Origin of the sequence: Vibrio penaeicida (assembly GCF_002933855.1) — a bacterium.
Classification (GTDB): Bacteria; Pseudomonadota; Gammaproteobacteria; order Enterobacterales; family Vibrionaceae; genus Vibrio; species Vibrio penaeicida_A.
On the sequence record NZ_BFAQ01000046.1, the window covers coordinates 336 to 18,814 of the forward strand.

Sequence of the window (18,479 nt, forward strand, 5' to 3'; positions counted from 1 at the left end):
TGACCTGCGTAGCCACGTCCATTGCGGTTGCCCCCAAAGATCCCGTCAGCCCCGTCCCTATGGCGGTGGCGCTCGCCATATGTCGCACGGCCTTTTCAGCCACCTGCTGGGCCACGTTAAGACTTGCCCCGCGTTTGAGCATACTGCGTGTGATGGCTTGACCCAATGTGATCCTAGCCGCTTGCCCTACCGCGCCTCCGGGGATCAGCATTCCCGCCATGCTTCCCAGTCCATTGGCAATCTTCATTGCCCAAACATCGAGGTCGCCTGCGCCTTCCCCCCACGTCAAACTCCCCCCATCGGTCTCAGTGAACAACGGCGTGCGCAGTGCGGTTTGTCCATCGTCCGTCATGCTGCGGCGAAGTGCTTGACTGCCAGAATGCGCTAACTCGCGAAGACTGCCTCCCAAACCTAAGGTTTGCTCCGCCACCTCCCCGACACCCGCCGCCAGATCCGCCGCACCCACACCAAAGGCTTTAAGTGCATCGGTCACGGTCACGTCTGTATCGGGTCGGGGCTCAGGAGGGGGAAGCAGTTGGAAATCTTCAGGTAACTGAAAAGATGTCATCACATCGGTTTGCTCAGCCATGGCTGTTCACCGTGAGCGTGGGCTCATTGCCACGTATGTATCTCATCCAACATCGCTTCCTGACGCGGTGTATTGGCTCTTGGTTTGGCACTGGGTAGCGTGCCTCCTGCTGGCACCTCATCGCGCAATCCCATGGAGGTCGCCACGTCTTTGGCGTTTAAGCCTTTGGCAATGCCAGCTGGTATGGTGGGCTCATCTTTGATCAACAGCTGTTGGACCAAGGCTTCGTCACGTTGACGCTGCTGATCAGCCAGTGCCCGCTGGTAATTGAACGCCAGTACGTCTGGGGTGAGACGCGCCACATCCCACCCTTTGCGTTGCAAAGCCTCTAAGAAGCGTTGCTTGGTCTCATCCCCTTGAGCCCACGCTGCTGCGCGGTTGCTTTGTTCAGCATTCGGCACTTTCAAATACATCGCGCGCAACTTCTCTTGCTGGGCATCAAATTGCTCGTTGAGGGTCTGAATGTGCTCGGGTGTCGGATCCAACATTGCCGCTAGGGCTTTCGAGCGTTCTTTTTCCAACGCCAAATACGCTTGCCGATATTCTCGACGGACACCACGCGTGTCTCTGGACGGTGCAAAGAGGGTTTGATACGCCGACGAAGCCTGAGCCTGACGGCGCAGAGCGAGCTGTCCCGTCAGATCGCGAATGGCATCTTCCAGTGGGAGGATGTGCACTGGATCGCCCGCGTCCGTGGTTCGGTTCCGTGTGATGGGTCTCGGATGCCAACGCCCTGAACCATCCTCCACCTCCGCGGTCAAAACTAACCCGGGCTGGTTCCCGGGCAGGTCCGGCTGGATGTCTTTGGCCAACACGGGAATGCCCATTCTTGCCGCCCGGATCCGACGCCCCGTATTGGGATCCCTTTGCCCGACGACCGCCTCCAAATTTTTCTGATACACCGTACCTAGGGCGTGAACAAATGTCTCATCGTCAAGCGGAATGTCCCCTTTTATCACCTTTGGCAGCGCGGTTTCCAATGTGGCAAAGGCGTCCTCGACATCCGGACGCAAATACCGCCTAGGATCATAAGCGCCGCCTTTCACTTCACGGGAGTCGAACACGGCATCGACGTCACCGCCCTGCAACCAACGCCCCCAACCGGCTTGGATCAGAGGCTGGTTTTCTTGCAAGAATGCCCGTTTTTTTTCCTGACCCAATCGGTATTGACTGAGTTTTCGTTGGGCTTGATGCGCGGCTAGCTGCGCCTCCTGAGTTCGGCGAGTCCGCTCATCTTGCGCTCTCAATCGACCGCTTTTGCCGTCTTTCCCGTACTGGTACTGATGCCGTTCGGCTTGTTGCTGAGCCTGTTGTTCACGTCGTTTCTCTTCCCGTTCACTTTCGGCAAACCTGAGTGCCAGCGCGTTATCCGCTCTTGCTTGGTTGGCTTCACGCGCACGATGTCGCTGCATAACATCATAGCCACGTAAAAACCCATCCATTAAACCACGGGTATCAAGCCTCATGCCCTCATCCTCTTAAAACAGTTCACCGAGGATCCACCCCGACACAGCCCCCAATACGGCGCCTGAGGGACCGCCTGCCAACAACCCGATGCCTGCGCCAGTCCCGGTTGCCTGTAGGGTTTGTGCGGATTTGGCTTGTCGAAGACTGCGATCCATCATCGTTCGTCGAGTGTCTCGTTCTGACGCGTCCCGCAGCCCACTGAGCGCCATCTGCTTGGTCCGTCCCGCCTGACTGAGTAAGCTGTAGCCCATAGTTGCCTCCTTAGTGTCCTCGGATACCCATCCCTGCTCCGGACAGCATGTGCATGGCTCGTTGACGTTCGTGATCGCGCAACGCGTTTTTGGCCCCGACCGCCGACAACGCCATGCGAGCGTCATCCGCATGCCCTGCTGTCTCAACCGATAACCCATATCTGCCCATGCGGTTTTGTTGTCCCTGTCTGGCCGAGCGCAGCGTCGCTTGGCTATGGTCATCCGCGCGCCTCAATTGCGCTTTTAGCAACGCCCCACTTTGGGACGCCTCAAGCCATTGTCTTTGAATAGGGTAAAATCGAGCTTTCCAGTCTTCGTATTGCTCACGGGTGATCTTGGCGTAGCGATCGGCAGCCATGCCCATTACGTCTCCTTAGGAATACAGCGATCCCTTGGGGTTCATCGTTGGGTGGTACGGTCTGGGTGACTGGGTGCTGATCCCGTCGGTCACCGTCCCCCCCGTGTCTTGGTAGAGCGCGTGACTCAACCCCATGCCAGCGGCGGTACCCGCGCCATAGAGCAACGCGCTTTTTTGATTAAAGGCGGTCGCGGCATCCTGACCGGCTCGTCTCAATGACAATTCCGCCACCTCCCCCATACGAGTGAGGTTTTGTGCCTGTTGCCCCATCCCGATCGCGTTTACATCGCTCAACCCTGCAACATAGCGGTCTTGCTCCGATGCCTGAGCCCGATTGATGGTGTCGGTCTGTCCTTGAGCCTGCGCCAAAGTGAGCTCGCCCAACTGTCCAGCAAATCGCCCACTGTTGGGGTTGGTGCCTGCCGCCGCCAGTCGCTGCGCGGCATGACCACGGGCGCGACTGAACGCTTGGTTGTAGCCCAGCTCAGCTGACGATTTCGCTCGCTGCATGCCTGCGTCGTTTCCCAATGCCTGCACACGCTGGATAAAAGTGTCTTCAAATCCTTTGAGTTCATTCTGGTACAGATCCCAATATCGATTCGCGATCTCGGCTGCCGCTTTCTCTTGTTCCGTTTCCTTCACTTGTGGCACTGAACGTCGTCCGCCCATGACACCCTCCGCTGCCAAATATGGAGCCGGCCTCGCTGTCCAACCCGTTGAAAACCCGCTGACTCAAGGTTGGGGGCTAACGCGGATACCACTGTCTGGCATTCGATGCCCTCGGCACCAATCTGTCGAGCCAGCTCTGTCACGCACTCGTGGTAACAAGCCACCGCCTCGTCACACCACCCCATTGCAAAAAGCACCACAACCCACGTCCCGTCTTTGCGCGCACAGGGCTCTAAAACCACAAAGCCATCCAAATTAAAAAACAAACTGGCACGCCCAGATGTCAAGGCTTGGTCGATTTGTCGAGCAAAGCGATGCGCATTGCGTTTTTCCGTGGCCTGGATCTGCGGGAGTAAATGCGCTCTGTGGGTGCACCAACTTCCCTTGTATAATTCAGAGCAGCTCATACACTTTCCAGATGGCGCGTGTTTGCGCGCGTGCTCGACATCGCGCGGTACCAAAACTCAATTGAAAAAATAACGTTGCAGGCGTTGTCCAACGCGTCACTATGTAAGGGCGATCCGCTTTGACCGACCACCAGATGGTGGCAGGATAACTGATGGCCACCCAGTTATGCGCTTCAACACCGCCTGTAATGTGGCACTCCACCACGTAAGTCCGTCGACTATCGCCCCACGCCGACGCCACAAACCCCGTATCAATTGGCTGTGCATAGTCCCACTGGAACCCATACCGATCCATGTCTCCGGTACGAGATGGGATATCCGTGCTCCCCTGTGCCACCAAGACTTTTGAACCCACCACCTTGCTCGCATTAACCGTACCGTGGAACGTCCCGCTGGCAGCTTCTAGCCGACCTTTGAACACACAGTCACGCCCCACCGTTAACCGATCCACCTCCCCACCGGACGCAATCAAATGATCGGTATACACGCGCCCATCGTGGGTAATACGGGTGTGGTAACCTTGGTACGGTCCCCCCGACCCGACATTGAGCTCCGCCCCGTTAATGACAGCACCAGTTAAAGTGGGCGCGGTCATCGCAATGCCCGCTTTGACTTCATCCGCCACAATGGTCTGAGCGTTCAGCACTTGAACCGTGGCCGTCTCAATCAGGGCTTTGGGAATGACCACTTGCCCGTTGTCGATGGCGAATGCAGGCTGCAATGCCGGCGATCGGCGGTTGGGATCAAACACAAACACTTGCGTCGCGGCAATGGCCACTTGTGAGAGACCGTTGGTGCCCGCCACCAATCCGATCCCTGCAGTGATGTCACCCGCACTGACTTTGTGCGCCCAGAGGGAACGATAGGCTTGACTGCCCTGTCTATCGAGTTGATTGAGCGCATGACTATGGCTCTCATCAGCCTGACTTAACTGTGCAATCAGTGGTGAGCTGCGCATCTGCTCCGTGAGTTCATCGATGATGGGCTGCACGTCGGATGAGGTTTGCCCACGTTTCCCCATCACATGATGAAAAGGTCCCACAATGCCCCGAATGTTAACGTGCCGTATCCAGTAATAGTAGACGCTGCCGGGTCGGACAATGTCACCCAAAGTCGTGGCAGGCGTTGTGGCGATCCGCTGTGCCAACCCAAGGCTGTTGCTGCTTGCGCGCCAAATCTCAGTGTGCGCATGCCCAGCGTATAGAGCGGGTGCCCAATGCAATAGGATCGCACCAAACCCACCACTGACAGACAGAGAGCGAGGCACCGAGGGACGCTCGACGACCTCTTGCTTTGGCTTTTCCCTTTGATGGGGGATAGCAACGTAGTGACCCCGCGCTCGCCGATTGAGCTGCACCATGCCTAATTGCGAGAGATCGCGCAGTGTCAGCGCTTTATCTAAGCCATCGCCTCGCTGCCCAGTCAACAGCTCCACGTTTTCATACAAGGATTGCGCATTGCGCCCTGCTCGATATGGGCTCGACGTCATTGGAGCGCTCGCATATCACTGGCAATTTGAATGCGCTCGACGGCGGAAGTGCCAGTAATCGCAATTTGCCAGCGGGCTGCCCGCACGGCGGGAAGACGAAAAGGACGCGTGGTTACCTGCCCTATACTCAGTTGCAAAATCTCCACCCCATCCGCATAAAACGTAACGCTGAGTCGCTCCGGTGCGGGGCTGTCGATTTGAGCGCAGCTCATTAACGCGCCAGAAGACAACACAAATGGTTTCGAGCGCCAAGTGTACGACTGGAATGTCTCAGCGCTTCGCCAACGTCGGATTTGATGTCCACTGGCAAGATAAAGCTGATCGGTCACGCCGTGATAATACGCCGCATCCCAACGTTCAGACACACGAGTCAACGATTGAGACACGGGATCGAATAAGAAGCTGCCACCTTGGTGTGTCGCAAAATACTGACCTTCTATTGACACCGCTCGAATGGTGTCAGGCGATAGCGCCTGCCACGTTTGGCGGTCAATCACCGCTTCACTCAGCAATTCGCCTCCCTCACTGGACACACTGACCAATCCATCAGGGCTGGCGTACACGACCGTGCCCCGTAATACCACCATCGAGTCAGCGCTGACACAAGCTTGATGGATATTGAGCTTGGTGGCGGTCATGGCGCTTGGTGTGACGCCGGAAAAAACATAGGGCTGTCCCGTGGTGCCAACCACCAGTGAGGTGCCCACGGGTGACATCGCCACAATGTCATTCTGCGTCGTCAGACGGTAATTAGTTGGCCATGCGTAGGGAAGATACGCTTCGCTGAACATGACTTCGTTGCCAGCAAATCCCGCACAGATCCCGTTGGCCATCAGGCACAACCCGCTCAGGTTGGCGTCGGGTAATGCAAATGTATCCGTTTCTAAAACCGCGCCGCTGACGGTCGCGTGAGTGTCTGAAAACGTGGAGACTGAAATGGGCAATTGAGCAACGAGTACGTATTCGCTTATCCCCGCACTGGTGACAGATCGATAGAGACGCGTGTGCGTGAGATTGTGCCTATTGGTACCCGGTGTCGTCAGGCGCAACGTCACGGTTGAGCCCGGTTGTTCTATCAGTACTGGCGTAGAGGGTGGTCCCGGTGCCCCTTCTTCCCCAAACTGCGTGACGTACGTTTGCAGATACACCCTGTCTTCGTCATCCACCATCGCCGGTTCGCCCGCGGGAGGCGGTAAGCCCGTCGATGAATCAACCGCGGTGATCACCGGAGCCGTCTCCGGCGCTGGTACCCCCAAGTCATACCAGGCCTGCGGTCCCACCCCTTGTGCATTCAATGCCCGCTCTTGAGACGTCACTTTGGGTTTCCCTTGTCCCGTCCAGTAGATACGTTGGTGGGGATCTTGCGCGATTGGGCTGGGGATGGCGTGTACTCGTGTTGCCCAAGCGAGCCAGCCTGAATCTTGATACCGAACGAAAGTGCTGGCGGCGATGGGCAGGGTCAACGCCAGCGCATCTTGACGGACAGGCTCGACGACGCCCGAACCGAACTGGCAGTCCAAAGCGTGTGTTGCCGCTTCATTGGGCAAAAGGTGTGGAGCCAGTCTGGGGATCTCTCCTCTCATCATCGGAACGTCAATTCTCATGGGTTCCCCTTTTTCTCAGTAGCCAACACAAAGATACATAGCACTGATGTTGCTTTGATAATTGGATTTGATCCACACCCTGTGCTTTTCGGTACGAGTAATTATCATATTGGTCATACTGCTTTGTGTGCCTACATGAATTGCAGTTGCGAACACTAAAGCATTGGGGCAGGCGATAGGTAAGGTATTCGCAGTACCTTCCGTACTGGACGCTCCGGAAGCACTGCCTCGCCCCCACTGTAGAATCAAGCCACCAAGCCAGCCAGGAAGTCGTAGATAGCCATTGGTACCTTTACTCACGCTCACACCACCAATCACATAATCTTTCAATTTGCGTACCGCATTAATGCTGGCGTAAACCGAATCAGATCGATTGTTGTAGTCACTTGAAACATTGCGATTGTTCGGACTGAACACCCTATGACCAAAATCGTACAATTGACCCTCTTTTCTTACCGGCCAGCGTAAGAAAAGTTCAAAATTAAGGTTGGAATTATCAGTGCGAGGCGAGAACATTTCATCGTTATGTGCGGTAAACCCATTCAAGTACACCTGCGCCTCTTGGAGAATGCCTTTCTCGGTATGCAGTCGATATCGAGCCCCTCCCCCGCGCAGCCAAACGACCATCCCTTCGACACTCCATCGTATGCCGGCCACCATGGAGCTGTACATTTCAGAAAACTCCTGAATACGAAACGGAGGGTAATAGTTCTCCCAAGTTGCGTAGCCAGACCATAACCAAGTCAAGGTCAAGCGTCCCCTGTGTGTGGCATTGTTCCAAGTATTTGGCGCTGGCCAGTCAGAATCGCGACTAACACTGTAGTTGTGAAACCCAAATACCGCCGCCCCGTTCAACAAAACTGGATAGTAGGTGTTTGCATCCCCTCCAACCGTAATGTCTTTAAAGCATACCTCTTTTCCAATTTTGTATTGGGCGTTTGCCTGCTCAATACTCGCGGTGGAAAGCCAACTGCGCACAGCAGACGGTGAATTGCAAAATCGAGTGTAGTTGTCAGTGCCATCGTTAACCCTAAAAGCCAGCGCTCCCCGCATATATGCATCATCCCTATATGTCGCGCGAAACAAACGCGCAGTGATGTCTCCGCGACTGTCTCTCCGAGCTGCAGTATTTGACGCAGGTGTGGTTACTAGCAGAGCTCCATCCAATTTTTCAGCGTTCTTAGCGGTTTCTGTTTTTCCAAGTGCGCCAACTTCTGCCGCCGTCGGTTTGATACGAGAATTGTAGCCACGTCGCCAGCCCGGGGCGTACCCAGAGCCGTGATCCACGTACAGGTAGTCTGCATTCGCCACAGCCCCGCCCGTGGTCGTAGAGGGTGTGGTCACTCGGATCATGTAGTGGGCAGCACTGCCAAGCACTTCAATCACACATCCAGCAAGGTGAATGTGCCCTAAGGCGCTCCCGAGATCGGTAATGCGCTTGTTATTGGCGTAGCTCCAAGAACATTTGGTGAACCAGTAGGGCGAATCAAAACACCCCTGCCCTTGTAGGTAGGTGACGAACTGCGCCGTTGTCCAATCGCCCGCCCCTGTGGTTAAACTCGCGCTATAAGCGCGACCAAATCCAGTGGCATCAATCCCATCCAGTCGTTGAGCGTCGGAGGCTTTTTCCGCTTTTGATAAATACCGATTGTCCGACGTTTGACGACCATAGAATTCATCGGTAAACGCCAGCGATTTGGTGCTCCAATTCGCCTGCCCAGCAGCGCGGGAGGTAGCAAATTGCAATCGACTGGGGGAAGCATGACTCACAAATAAGGCGTGGTAATAGTTAGCACCACCACGATGACCCCACGTGAGGTAATCACAATAATCCGCATTTGGGGCAAACGTTCCGGCACTGGTACTGTTGCAACGCAGTCCACCGTCCGCCGGTTTCCAACTGGTGTCGGTATTTTGTGCTACAGCGACCGCAGGTCCTTGTTTCGGCAAATAGCGTTCATCATGATCATGGGCGACCACGACCCCTTTATCCTGCTTACCATCCAGAGCCAATCCCGTGGTGTACCTTACCCAATCTAGCCCGCTTTTTAGTGCGAATGGGGTGACCGCTTTATACTGAATGTCGCTGTCATAATCGTGGCTAAGAACCGTCGCCCCATATCGATTGGTCTTGGCTAATGTAAAGGTCCATTTGGTGTCCAACCCCGCCGACAGGGCTTTTTCCGACACCGCCAAATCGGTGCTGGCTCCATCAAAGCGTTGACTCAGGAAGGCACGAAATGCGCGCCAAAATTGCGGTAAACGAACGAATTTCGAAAACACCGCTTTCTGATCAATGTCGCTGTCCGTCGCGGCATTGTTTTTCAATTCAAACCGGTCCACCGCGCCATCCAGCGCCACTTTAGCTTCCTGAGCCAGTCGCGCGCTGTCGGACGCCGCCGACGCTTACGTTTGTGCACGTGTCGCCTGTTGAGTGGCAAGGGTTGATTGCTCTGAGGCAAGATTTGCGTGCCCCAGCGCTCGATCCGCTTGTGTATGAGTTTGTTGCGCCCATACGGACACTTGATCGGCGTGTTGCCCTACCGTACCAAGACTCCGTTGCACCGTATCATGTTGACTCTGTACCTGAGACGACAAGCGTTGGATATTCGCCAGGTGCTGGCGCACTTCCAGCACGGATTCCGGTAATATGGGCGCGGTCAGTGCTAACGCCTGTTCAATGGTTAGCTCACCTGTCACATCCGCGTTGAGGATTATCCTACCCAGATATTCAACATCGCGTCGCTGATTGACCTGAGCATACACATCGTACTCCCCCGTTTTCACGGAAAACTCATAGTCCCCATGCTGGTCGGTCTTGATTTGCGTGCCGGAAAACACCAAGGCTTGCCCTGCATTTTGGCTGGATACCAACTCCACCACAGCATAAGCCAGCGTATGACCACCGGCGTCTGAGAGTGTGCCTTTAAAACGGATCATCTTGGCGTCTCACTCAAGCGGATCCGCTCATCGTCTGTTGTGTCGGTCTGGCTTTTGCCTGTTAATAGCAATTGGAACGACTGCAAGTGATGCAGGGCTTTATTGTGTTCACTCTCGTTCTGGCCGTCTTTGGAATACGCCCGGTACATCATGAAATCAAACACCATCACCTCATAGATGACAGGCAGAGGAAAAGCCTCGGTTTCACTCTGGATCCGAGTTTGACGAGCATACTCGTGCTCAACAGAGACTGGTACACTGGGCGTGGGAAACAAGAAATACGACAGGTCATCATGATCGTTGCGAGTCCAGTTGGTGGGCTGGGGATCTTTGAGCGTGCGCCAATTGGGGTAATTCTGATTCAGACGATACAGATCCACGTATTGCAGTGCGTAGCCATTCACGTGATTAACAGACAGCAATTTGTACGCATTGACTGGCAACTGAACGCGTCCGGTATCGGCTAACACTTGAGTCGTGTCCGTCACGCGACCCAGATCGGGACGGAGCAAAAGTATCGAGGCAATGGCGTCGTTCAAATTGCTGATATGGGTGGGTTTACTCCATCTGGTATAGCGCTCATCCACCAATTCTCGGGATACGCGCCCAATCAGTTCAGACACAAGAGCCATCAGTAAAACTCCCGTTGATGCCTGACGGGCGGCAATGAGAGCGAGGGATGATTCTCCAACCGCCAACGACGGGCTCGGCGCTTACCTTCGGTAAAAGCCTGTTCGTGAAACCTCACTCGTTCTGGATGGAGTGCACCGGGCACCGCATACAATCGGCTTGCCGCACCGTGACAAATCGCTTCTTGCCAATCTTCCCACAAGGCAGCAGGAAAAAAGTGCGTGGTGAGTGCTGGCTCCACGGCGATCACCAGATGAACTCGCTTCCACGGCTGCAACGCGTAAATCTGATCCAAACTGAGGACTTCATAATCACGCTCCGCCATTAACGGCTGACCGTCTGCACTGACGGAGATCAAACCGGCGGACTTAATGTCCCCTAATGTGCGGTGGTTGAGACCCGAACTTTCAATCAGGTTTAACGTGGTGCCCGCTCGCACCCAATCCAACGCTCGTGTATGGACAATCACTTGACTGTCTCGACAAAATTCCGATGCCGAACGGATCAAGGCCACGTCCATGTCCGCATTGAGCGGAACGTCAGTCATGTGTCGGAGTACTGGGTAAAAATCCGAGACAGGCACCATCTCCATCAGATGTTACCTTAGGGCATCCCGCACACGCTGCTTGTACTGCTCCGCCGTCTCTTTCCCCTCTTTCGGTGCGATAGCCAAATCTGCCGCTTCTATCAATGTGGCGATTCGACCGCAGGCTAACTTGCTCAGGTCGACGCTTTTTTCGTTGATCGTCACCACCATAGATTGTTCGGCTTGTTGCACGTCATGTTGCGCCTGTTGCTCCACCGCCTCTTGTTCCCGCTTCGCTTGCTCACGCGCCATTCGTTGGATAGCCTCATCAACCGCATCGGCTTCCACAAACACTTGGTCAAATCGAAGTAATATGGCGGCGTTTTCCGCCGGGACTTTGATGGCTTGAAATTGAGGGAACACCAAACGCGTTCCAGTGACCGTGTCACGCTTAACCGCTTTGGGGCCCACATACGCAATACTGACTTCACTCATTGGTTCATCCTCTAGGTTGTCAATACCCGACTGCCACGTATTGTGGGGTCACCGCCAACTCACCATTGGCGACCCCACCCGTGATGGTGGCACGTAACACAGATTTGCGTTCGGTGTACGCTTCACACGGCAGTGTCTGCACGCCAGCCGTCGCAACATCCACTTGCGAAAGCAGTGGCGTGTCACCAAGCGCAAGATCCAATTTGACGTTCAGCCCCAAACCGGAACTTCGGATCTGAACCCCCATGACCTTGATGCCAATGGGCACTTCAATCAAATCGACGACATCATTGACCGCGACATTCTGCAGTAAGGCACCGGCGAAGGCCACCGAGACATTACCGTGGGTGCCGACATACATGCGATCGTGCATGGACGGCGCTGTGATGGTTGCCATGATCTTCTCCTTCTTTATCCACTTACCGCGGTATCGAGAGCAATAACGCCATGGTCATTGACTCGGCCTTGTTTGTCCGCAAAACGAATTTTCTTCAGCCCATTCATCCAACCGATGGTGATTTCAGTGCGGTTGCCCGCATCCACTTTCTCTTCATGAATGGAAAACTGACTGCCGTGTTGCGTTTTCCCCCACGCCGTCGCGACGGCTTGCCCACCGATGAGCATGCCTCGATCAATGGTGGTGCCCGCCACTTTGTCCGAGACACTGGCGTGGTCGGTGTTATCCGACACTTTCACACGGGAACCTGCATTGAATCGCACGGGGATCCCTTTGTATTTACGCACTAAGATGTTACCGCGCATCGCACACTCACCAGAGAAAACGGGGTGCTTGAAGTTCCTCGCGCGATTCAAGGCGTTCGCCGCCAGTTGCTGCCAATCTTTGTAACTGGTGGTTTGCTTCCAATCGTGCCACTGCCTTGGCGTCACCATTAGCAGGTAAAACGGTTCATCCCCAGACAATTCATCCCCGTGGTATCGGATCGGCTGCAATGGATGCGCCATTTCTTCCAGATACAAACACAGATTGTCGACCGTGCCCAAACTGAACTGGTCTGCCTGATCCAACAGCTCAAATGCGGTGGCATCCCCCCCAAAGAAATGACGGTCATAGGTAGGCGGCATCAGATCATTGACCATGATTTCTCGAAATTCATCATGCCCTTCTAGCGGCACAATGACATCGTCATGGAGGTAATCTCCTCTCGCACCCGCAAATTGAAACGTGGCAACCTGATCTTGCAGGTTATTGAAATAAGGTCCCAGCAGAGTTCTCGCGGTTTGACGCAGGTCGTGAACCGTACGTTGCTGCGACATTTTACCGCCCGCATCCACTTGATGACGCCCTTGATTGATGCTGAGCTCAAAGCTGGTGAAATCCAATGATTCACCTCGTCCAGCAATCTTGCGATCCCCCATGGTTGGCCGTTTGGACAGGTTATGGACAATCTGCATGTCCACGGTGTCCCCTGCACTCTTGCTGAGATCGGTGACCCGGACAATAGGGGCATGGGGAGAGGTTTGCCTCTCCCGTTTTTTCTTGTCGCCCTTGGCCCTTTTGGGCGACGCTTCGGTCAACATGTTGACAAAGCTTCGGTGACGCAGACTCGCGGTGTACAGCGCAACTTGCTGTATCTTTCGCGCCTGCTCCTTAGTGATGGTGGTCATGGTGCTCGTCCTCAAACGAAAACACCCACCAGAATGGGGCGGGTGCTTTGCGATTGGCGTCTACACGCCGTTACAAACTGGCGAGGAGGTGCTCCATGTCTTCGTCACTCATTGCCCCCATCATCGCCATCAGTTCGTCTTCATTGGCTGTCGCCATCCGCTCTCGAACAGAAGGTTCGTGAGTGGTGGGCGAGCCGACCTCACTGGGTGAGACGGGCAACGAATCAGATACGACAGACAGTTGCTCCTCGACATTGGCTTGAACGGATTGTTGAGAAGGACGTGGCGTCGACGGCGTGACAAACGCAGCATGAGTCTGACGCACGACCTCCTCAAAACGTTCCGTGAGCGGTTTATTCGCCCACTCAGGAGAGACACGCAATGCATCATCGATGTCGAGCGCCTTTTGCCATTGCTCTCCGCCTACCCGTTGCCATTGAGTCAGCTCCGCGCTCTGCGCAATGGCTTCCGATACAGGATCGGAGGCTTGCGCAGAATCCACTTTGCTGTCCACATGGTTGACTTTGGCAACCAAGTGCCTCAGCACATACGCCAAATCGGGGTAGTCTTCGGTGAGCGCATCCAGCTGCTCGTCTGAGATGTTGACCTTTTCCGGTAACTCATCTGGCGGGATCCCCAGCTTCTCCAACTGCTTATTTCTCAGTTCCAATCGCCGTTGGGTTTCCTCCCAATCCAACTGTTGGCTCTGATACTCGTCCAGTTGAGCTTTCAACGCTTTGTTGGTTGCCCGCTCCTGCTCAAGGACGTGATAGGGAATGATATTTTTCCCATCTTTTGCCTCGATGGCATCGTGAGAGGGTAACGCCTGAGTGCGTGGCTCATCCTCGCCAGCAGATGCCGAGTCTGCTTGCTCACTGTCGACAGGGGGCGAAGGGTTGGGCTCACTTTGGTCGTCATTCGATGGTGGCTCAGATTTTGATAAGACGCCCTGTTCATCAGGTGCATCCGTCTCATGCTCAATCTTATCCAATATGGCGTCCAGTTCTTCAGGGGTTTGAGTATCGGTTAGATCTAAATCGTCAATGTCCATTGGGCTCTCCTATGGCAGACGTATCGCTGTCTGTGCGGCTAAAGTCACTGCGAGAATGACTTTAGCGGCGCAGACAAAAAAGGCCCCGAGGGGGATCGGGACCAAGTACGACAGGATAAGGAAACATCATGGTCTCTTAGGTAGCCTAAATACCAAACCACAAGCGCCTCACCAGGGAGGAAGGTGAGGTGAAATGGGACAGACCATGATGATAAAAATATAAATAATTTTTTATTCATTATCAACACTCAAATTGTGGTTATTGAGCGACAGTACGAACAAAATAAAGGGGCAATGACAAAAAGCACATTAACAAAAAAGGTCCCGATAGGTTTCGGGACCAAGAGATAGGATTAAGAATCATCATGACCGTTATGTGGGTTGGTCGTCCATCCAAACCGCATACGCCTTACTTGAGTAGGCGTCAGAAGCAAGACCAGTCATGATGGATAAAATTTAACCAATCTCTGGGCAAATTTCAACACAAAATATGTGGTTAATGTCAAGATAATGCAATATCGTCAATCTGCCTTTGCAGGTGCTCAGAAAACTGCTGTTGGAGCAGGGCGATGTCTTGGCTGAGTTTGTCAATCTCTTTAAGGAGTTTCGCTGTCTCTGCTTGCGTTTTGGCATTCGCATAGTGCTGACTTTGGGTGGACATGGTCTCTCTGCCCGCTGTGGCGCGGGTTTTTAATGCCTCCGCTTCCAATTTATCGACGTTCGCCTTCATTTCTCGCATTTGCAGATCAAGCTGTGCTTGGCGAGCGACCTGATCCGCGAGAAATTGCGCTCGTTCGTCTGGCGTCATATCCTGCTCGGCTTTCGGCACATTGAGTGCTCCTCTCACCCGTTCCATGAATTCCGATTTGTTCGGGATATCCGACAGCTCCGCCACCAAATCGATAACCGCCGCTTGCACGTCTGGCGGCAATTGAGCCGTGAGTTGCATCATCCTATCCGCCAGTTGCGCCTTATACGCTGTGGTTTGTTGAATGGGGGCAAGCGCAACGTGTGACCTGAGCCGGGAAATGTCATTGCTCAGCCCCTCTGGCGTTTCTTCATTGATGATCACCGTTTTGCGTTTGTGTTTGTCATCTCGATTGATCACAACACGGTGATTTCGGACGCCTTTGAGATCTTCAATCAAATACCCCAACAGCAATTCCCCCACCAACTGGCAGCCAAACCGATAATTGTCATTGATTTCCGCCAACGTCGTCGCCCCCTGCTCCACCAAATTGGCGATGGCCACGCCAGACTCTGCCGCGCCCTCCTGCCCGAGAAACGCGGAGTATATCCCCATGGTGTCTTGTATGAGCTTCATTGACTCTTGCATCACTTGAAACTGTTGCGACGCAACCGCAAAGTCTTGTTCCACTTGAAAGGTATCACTGAGGCTTTTTCGATGACGGCGATCAGAATTTAATGTGATCAAGCCGTCTGGCTTTTCGACTTCCTCCAAGACTTGAACCCGACTCATGTTCGTCGCATCTTCATCCATAATGACCCGTTTAGCTTGCAGCAACCAAGTTAGCTTAATGCGTCTAAGGTTGACCTCATTTTGGGCGGGGATCGCACGTGAAATTAAGCCATAAGGCTCGCCTGAGCCGTCTTTTCGGTAGCCAAAAAACGGCACAATCGGGAACATCCCTTGCGGGGCATGGCTTGGGCGACTGCCTAAGAAGTGCGGTCCGGCGTACCAGTATTCTTTGATATGACTGATCTGCCCCGATTCCAGTTGAGCTTTACCCAGCGCCAGTGCACTTTTATGTATCGGGTTGTCTTTGCTGAACACGATGCGTCGACCGCTAGGCAAACGCAGAATGGGCGCCCGTTCAATGTGTCTGCGATAGATGATTTGCAAGCGAATTCGCTGTCTATCTTGGCTCAGGTATTCGGTATGGCTTCGGCTCCACCCTTGATACTCTTCCCACGCACTCATCAGATCCGGCTCGATGCCTTCGGTCAAGTCGGTCTCAATGAATCCTTCCCAGCCATTGATGGCGTGTTTGATGATCGGTGCTTTGCTTGGCAGCAGCGACATCAAATCATCCACATCAATCCAGCGTTGACGCATGATCCAACGACAATCGGACCAATCGCATTCGGTAGATAGCCAATCCCAATACACTTCATCTCGAGGGACATACTTGATTTTGTACCGCGCCCCTAACGGGTTAGGGTTGCGATACACTTCCACCAATCCGATACCACACTTGATTTGACCCGCGTACGCTTCGGATCGGGCTTTATCGAGTCGACCGAGCCGCGCTGCATCCGCAAACAACGAATTCAACCCTTCCGCCAACGCTTCAATCTGGTCATCGGGTTCATCCGCCGTAACCATCAAATCCGTTCGTGTTTTGGCTTCCATTCCCAGTACACCGTCGACCGCCGGAGCAATCAGATTGTGTAAGGTTTCTGGCTGACCGCGCTCTCGCAATTTTTCCATCACGGCTTGAGGCAACTGATCACCCTCATAATACGCATGGGCGATGTTGGCGTTGCTGCGCCAAGGAGGCTGGGCATCAATGTCCGCCATGAACGCCAGTAAGTGACGATGGCGAGATGAGGACGTGTCCGACATACTCATCAGTGGGTCATCCAATGGGCTTTCCGTGTTGGCAGTTCGTCGCTAGGGCGACGCACTGGCATCCGGACTCGCATTTCCTGAGCAATCATGTAGCTCATCAACTGGTCGTCATAGCACCCTTCCTGTGCATTCATACTGCCTCTGGCGTCGTACACAAAGGTGTGAATTTCGGAGACCGTACCCACCCAACGGATCCCACTTTGTTGGTCGGACAGTAATGACTTCAAACCTTCCGTCAGTATGGGCTTGCTGTGACGCGTAGTCAGCCAACCAAGACGCTCGGTCTCGTCTTCGCTATCACGGTCAATCAGCTGCTCAGCATAGATCCGAGAGGGAGGATAGAGCTCCTTAAGCTTAAGAATAAAGGCATGCCCATGATTGTTGCGCTCCGGTCCCACAAACGCATTTCGGTACCACTGAGCGATATGCGCCGTCAACATCGCCAGCCTTTCCACATCTAAATACCCAAACCAATGAGCCACTTGCTCTCCCGTACTCCGCTTTACCACGTCAATCGAACTGCGATCACCGTGCTCCAGACCTTCCGCGATATCGATCCCCATGGCGTAATCCTCATCGTCGGGCAACTCCCAAATCAGCAGTCGATTCATCAGCGTCTGCTGACCTTGCGCATCCAACCTTGTTGGCAAATGGGACTTAGTGCGCCGACCGGTCTGTGGCTCCATGTCGTACAGCAAGATGGGAGCTTCGCAATGGGCTTCAGCGTGCATCGTATCCGTCGCACTGAACACTCGACGCCCCGACACCAGAAACGCTTCGATGGGCGTGGAAGGAAACTCCTGTTTCATTTCCTCTCTTTGTTCCGCCTCTTTTTGGATGTACCACTGCTTTTGTTCGTCGCTCAATGTGGTGTTGGCGGCACGCTCGATGGCAATAAAATAATCCATATGGTGACGACTGAGCACCAACCCCGATGTTGGCACTGGCAACTGATATTTGGGCTCCTGCCACCACGGGAAAAAATGAAACTTCCAGTCCATTCGAGATAACGCCGCATCATGGTGGCTCAGTGCCAACGCACGCATCGTCATAGAGTGAAAGTCCCCGCCCACCCCTTCGGCCGTACTTTCAATAAAAGCAATGCAATCTGGGTGAATGGTATTGAGTGTTCCGGTGCGAACTTCCCGAGCTTTTTCTGGGTACTTTGCACAGATTTTACCGTGCTCCGAAATATGAAGTCGCTGCACGGTCCCAGAGCGAAACGACGTCCCCACTTGGATGCTCGACTGATGCCCAAACAGAATGTATCCCCCAGAAGCACCACTGCGTCTGGACAGAACACGAAATCGACGTTTAAGCCAGGAAGGCAAATTATCAAAGGGAACCTCGACTTTGGTGCGGAAGATCTCCCCAGCCGACGTTTTGTCTTGCGCGATGATCCCACATTTGAGGTTTGCGTTGAACAGCGCCTCATCCAGCAAAAAGATGTCAATGCCCGTCGAGAAGCCCATTTGGCGTGCTTTAAGGATCAGGTTCAGCCACCACATTTGGGTCAGTAAACGCTGTTGAGCCGGTCGAAGCACAAACGGCACCAACTCCCCTTTCTCATTTTCAATCTTGTACAAGTGGTTCAAACGCCACCAACGGTCACCGAGTCGCGCCTTGATGTCCTCCACCACACTCATGAGGGTAAGCCTCCGGTCCCCATGGCTTGCAGCTCCGTTAACATCTCATCCAAAGGCGTACCATCCCCTTCCCCTTCTTGAGCCAGCTTGTCGCTCTCCAGCCGAAGTTTGCGTGCCGCTTCTCGGGCTTTCTCAGTT

Annotated in this window: 20 protein-coding genes; 2 read left to right on the forward strand and 18 right to left on the reverse strand. The window is 54.1% G+C overall.

Annotation, left to right across the window (positions count from 1 at the left end):
* From VPNCDNU1_RS28895 to VPNCDNU1_RS23475, 6 genes are all read right to left on the reverse strand, one after another.
* On the reverse strand, positions 1-589 hold a 589-nt coding region (locus VPNCDNU1_RS28895), incomplete at its 3' end, for a hypothetical protein (protein WP_167404873.1).
* 23 nt (positions 590-612) lie between these two features.
* Positions 613-1,350 (reverse strand): hypothetical protein, encoded by a 738-nt coding sequence (locus VPNCDNU1_RS28730; RefSeq protein WP_145959482.1) that lies wholly within the window; start codon positions 1,348-1,350, stop codon positions 613-615.
* A 482-nt stretch (positions 1,351-1,832) separates the two neighbouring features.
* Positions 1,833-2,009: a hypothetical protein gene (locus tag VPNCDNU1_RS28900; RefSeq protein WP_167404874.1), complete on the reverse strand. Its 177-nt coding sequence runs from the start codon at positions 2,007-2,009 to the stop codon at positions 1,833-1,835.
* Between the two features lie 58 nt (positions 2,010-2,067).
* A complete protein-coding gene (locus VPNCDNU1_RS29160; protein ID WP_224055521.1) occupies positions 2,068-2,214 on the reverse strand; it encodes a hypothetical protein in 147 nt (48 codons plus the stop codon).
* Positions 2,215-2,317: 103 nt separating this feature from the next.
* Positions 2,318-2,476: a hypothetical protein gene (locus VPNCDNU1_RS28905; protein WP_167404875.1), complete on the reverse strand. Its 159-nt coding sequence runs from the start codon at positions 2,474-2,476 to the stop codon at positions 2,318-2,320.
* 204 nt (positions 2,477-2,680) lie between these two features.
* Positions 2,681-3,334 (reverse strand): hypothetical protein, encoded by a 654-nt coding sequence (locus tag VPNCDNU1_RS23475; RefSeq protein WP_145959483.1) that lies wholly within the window; start codon positions 3,332-3,334, stop codon positions 2,681-2,683.
* Between VPNCDNU1_RS23475 and VPNCDNU1_RS28735 the strand changes: the two genes are divergently transcribed.
* The gene (locus VPNCDNU1_RS28735) at positions 3,333-3,593 is read left to right on the forward strand and encodes a hypothetical protein (protein ID WP_145959484.1); all 261 of its coding nucleotides are present in this window, start codon (positions 3,333-3,335) and stop codon (positions 3,591-3,593) included. The genes VPNCDNU1_RS23475 and VPNCDNU1_RS28735 overlap by 2 nt on opposite strands.
* A gap of 134 nt (positions 3,594-3,727) precedes the next feature.
* Here the strand turns inward: VPNCDNU1_RS28735 and VPNCDNU1_RS23485 are convergent, their stop codons facing one another.
* On the reverse strand, positions 3,728-5,230 hold the full coding sequence (locus VPNCDNU1_RS23485) for a phage tail tip fiber protein (RefSeq protein ID WP_104402606.1): 1,503 nt from the start codon (positions 5,228-5,230) through the stop codon (positions 3,728-3,730).
* A complete protein-coding gene (locus VPNCDNU1_RS29355) occupies positions 5,227-6,063 on the reverse strand; it encodes a hypothetical protein (protein WP_371410810.1) in 837 nt (278 codons plus the stop codon). Before VPNCDNU1_RS29355 ends, VPNCDNU1_RS23485 begins: the two co-directional genes overlap by 4 nt.
* A gap of 461 nt (positions 6,064-6,524) precedes the next feature.
* On the opposite strand from VPNCDNU1_RS29355, the gene VPNCDNU1_RS29360 reads away from it, so the two are divergent.
* Positions 6,525-6,875: a hypothetical protein gene (locus VPNCDNU1_RS29360; protein ID WP_371410811.1), complete on the forward strand. Its 351-nt coding sequence runs from the start codon at positions 6,525-6,527 to the stop codon at positions 6,873-6,875.
* Here VPNCDNU1_RS29360 and VPNCDNU1_RS23495 read toward each other — a convergent pair.
* The 10 genes from VPNCDNU1_RS23495 to VPNCDNU1_RS23540 all read right to left on the reverse strand — a co-directional run bounded on the left by VPNCDNU1_RS23495 (position 6,850) and on the right by VPNCDNU1_RS23540 (position 18,341).
* Positions 6,850-9,195, reverse strand: coding sequence for a gp53-like domain-containing protein (locus VPNCDNU1_RS23495; RefSeq protein WP_104402608.1), 2,346 nt, complete (start codon positions 9,193-9,195; stop codon positions 6,850-6,852). The two genes, VPNCDNU1_RS29360 and VPNCDNU1_RS23495, sit on opposite strands and share 26 nt — an antisense overlap.
* A gap of 45 nt (positions 9,196-9,240) precedes the next feature.
* A complete protein-coding gene (locus VPNCDNU1_RS23500) occupies positions 9,241-9,774 on the reverse strand; it encodes a prophage tail fiber N-terminal domain-containing protein (protein ID WP_104402609.1) in 534 nt (177 codons plus the stop codon).
* A complete protein-coding gene (locus tag VPNCDNU1_RS23505) occupies positions 9,771-10,406 on the reverse strand; it encodes a phage adaptor protein (protein ID WP_104402610.1) in 636 nt (211 codons plus the stop codon). The genes VPNCDNU1_RS23500 and VPNCDNU1_RS23505 overlap by 4 nt, the downstream gene beginning before the upstream one ends.
* The gene (locus tag VPNCDNU1_RS23510) at positions 10,406-10,996 is read right to left on the reverse strand and encodes a hypothetical protein (protein WP_104402611.1); all 591 of its coding nucleotides are present in this window, start codon (positions 10,994-10,996) and stop codon (positions 10,406-10,408) included. The genes VPNCDNU1_RS23505 and VPNCDNU1_RS23510 overlap by 1 nt, the downstream gene beginning before the upstream one ends.
* Positions 10,997-11,002: 6 nt before the next feature.
* Positions 11,003-11,425, reverse strand: coding sequence for a hypothetical protein (locus VPNCDNU1_RS23515; RefSeq protein ID WP_104402612.1), 423 nt, complete (start codon positions 11,423-11,425; stop codon positions 11,003-11,005).
* Positions 11,426-11,444: 19 nt separating this feature from the next.
* A complete protein-coding gene (locus tag VPNCDNU1_RS23520; protein WP_224055534.1) occupies positions 11,445-11,756 on the reverse strand; it encodes a hypothetical protein in 312 nt (103 codons plus the stop codon).
* An 80-nt stretch (positions 11,757-11,836) separates the two neighbouring features.
* Positions 11,837-13,051, reverse strand: coding sequence for a N4-gp56 family major capsid protein (locus tag VPNCDNU1_RS23525; RefSeq protein WP_104402614.1), 1,215 nt, complete (start codon positions 13,049-13,051; stop codon positions 11,837-11,839).
* A gap of 70 nt (positions 13,052-13,121) precedes the next feature.
* Positions 13,122-14,102, reverse strand: a complete 981-nt coding sequence (locus tag VPNCDNU1_RS23530; RefSeq protein WP_104402615.1) for a hypothetical protein — start codon at positions 14,100-14,102, stop codon at positions 13,122-13,124.
* Positions 14,103-14,604: 502 nt separating this feature from the next.
* Positions 14,605-16,689, reverse strand: coding sequence for a portal protein (locus VPNCDNU1_RS23535; protein WP_174715167.1), 2,085 nt, complete (start codon positions 16,687-16,689; stop codon positions 14,605-14,607).
* Positions 16,690-16,694: 5 nt separating this feature from the next.
* Positions 16,695-18,341 carry a terminase gene (locus tag VPNCDNU1_RS23540; RefSeq protein ID WP_104402617.1) on the reverse strand — a complete coding sequence of 549 codons (1,647 nt, stop codon included), beginning with the start codon at positions 18,339-18,341 and terminating at the stop codon, positions 16,695-16,697.
* Positions 18,342-18,479 lie beyond the last annotated feature (138 nt).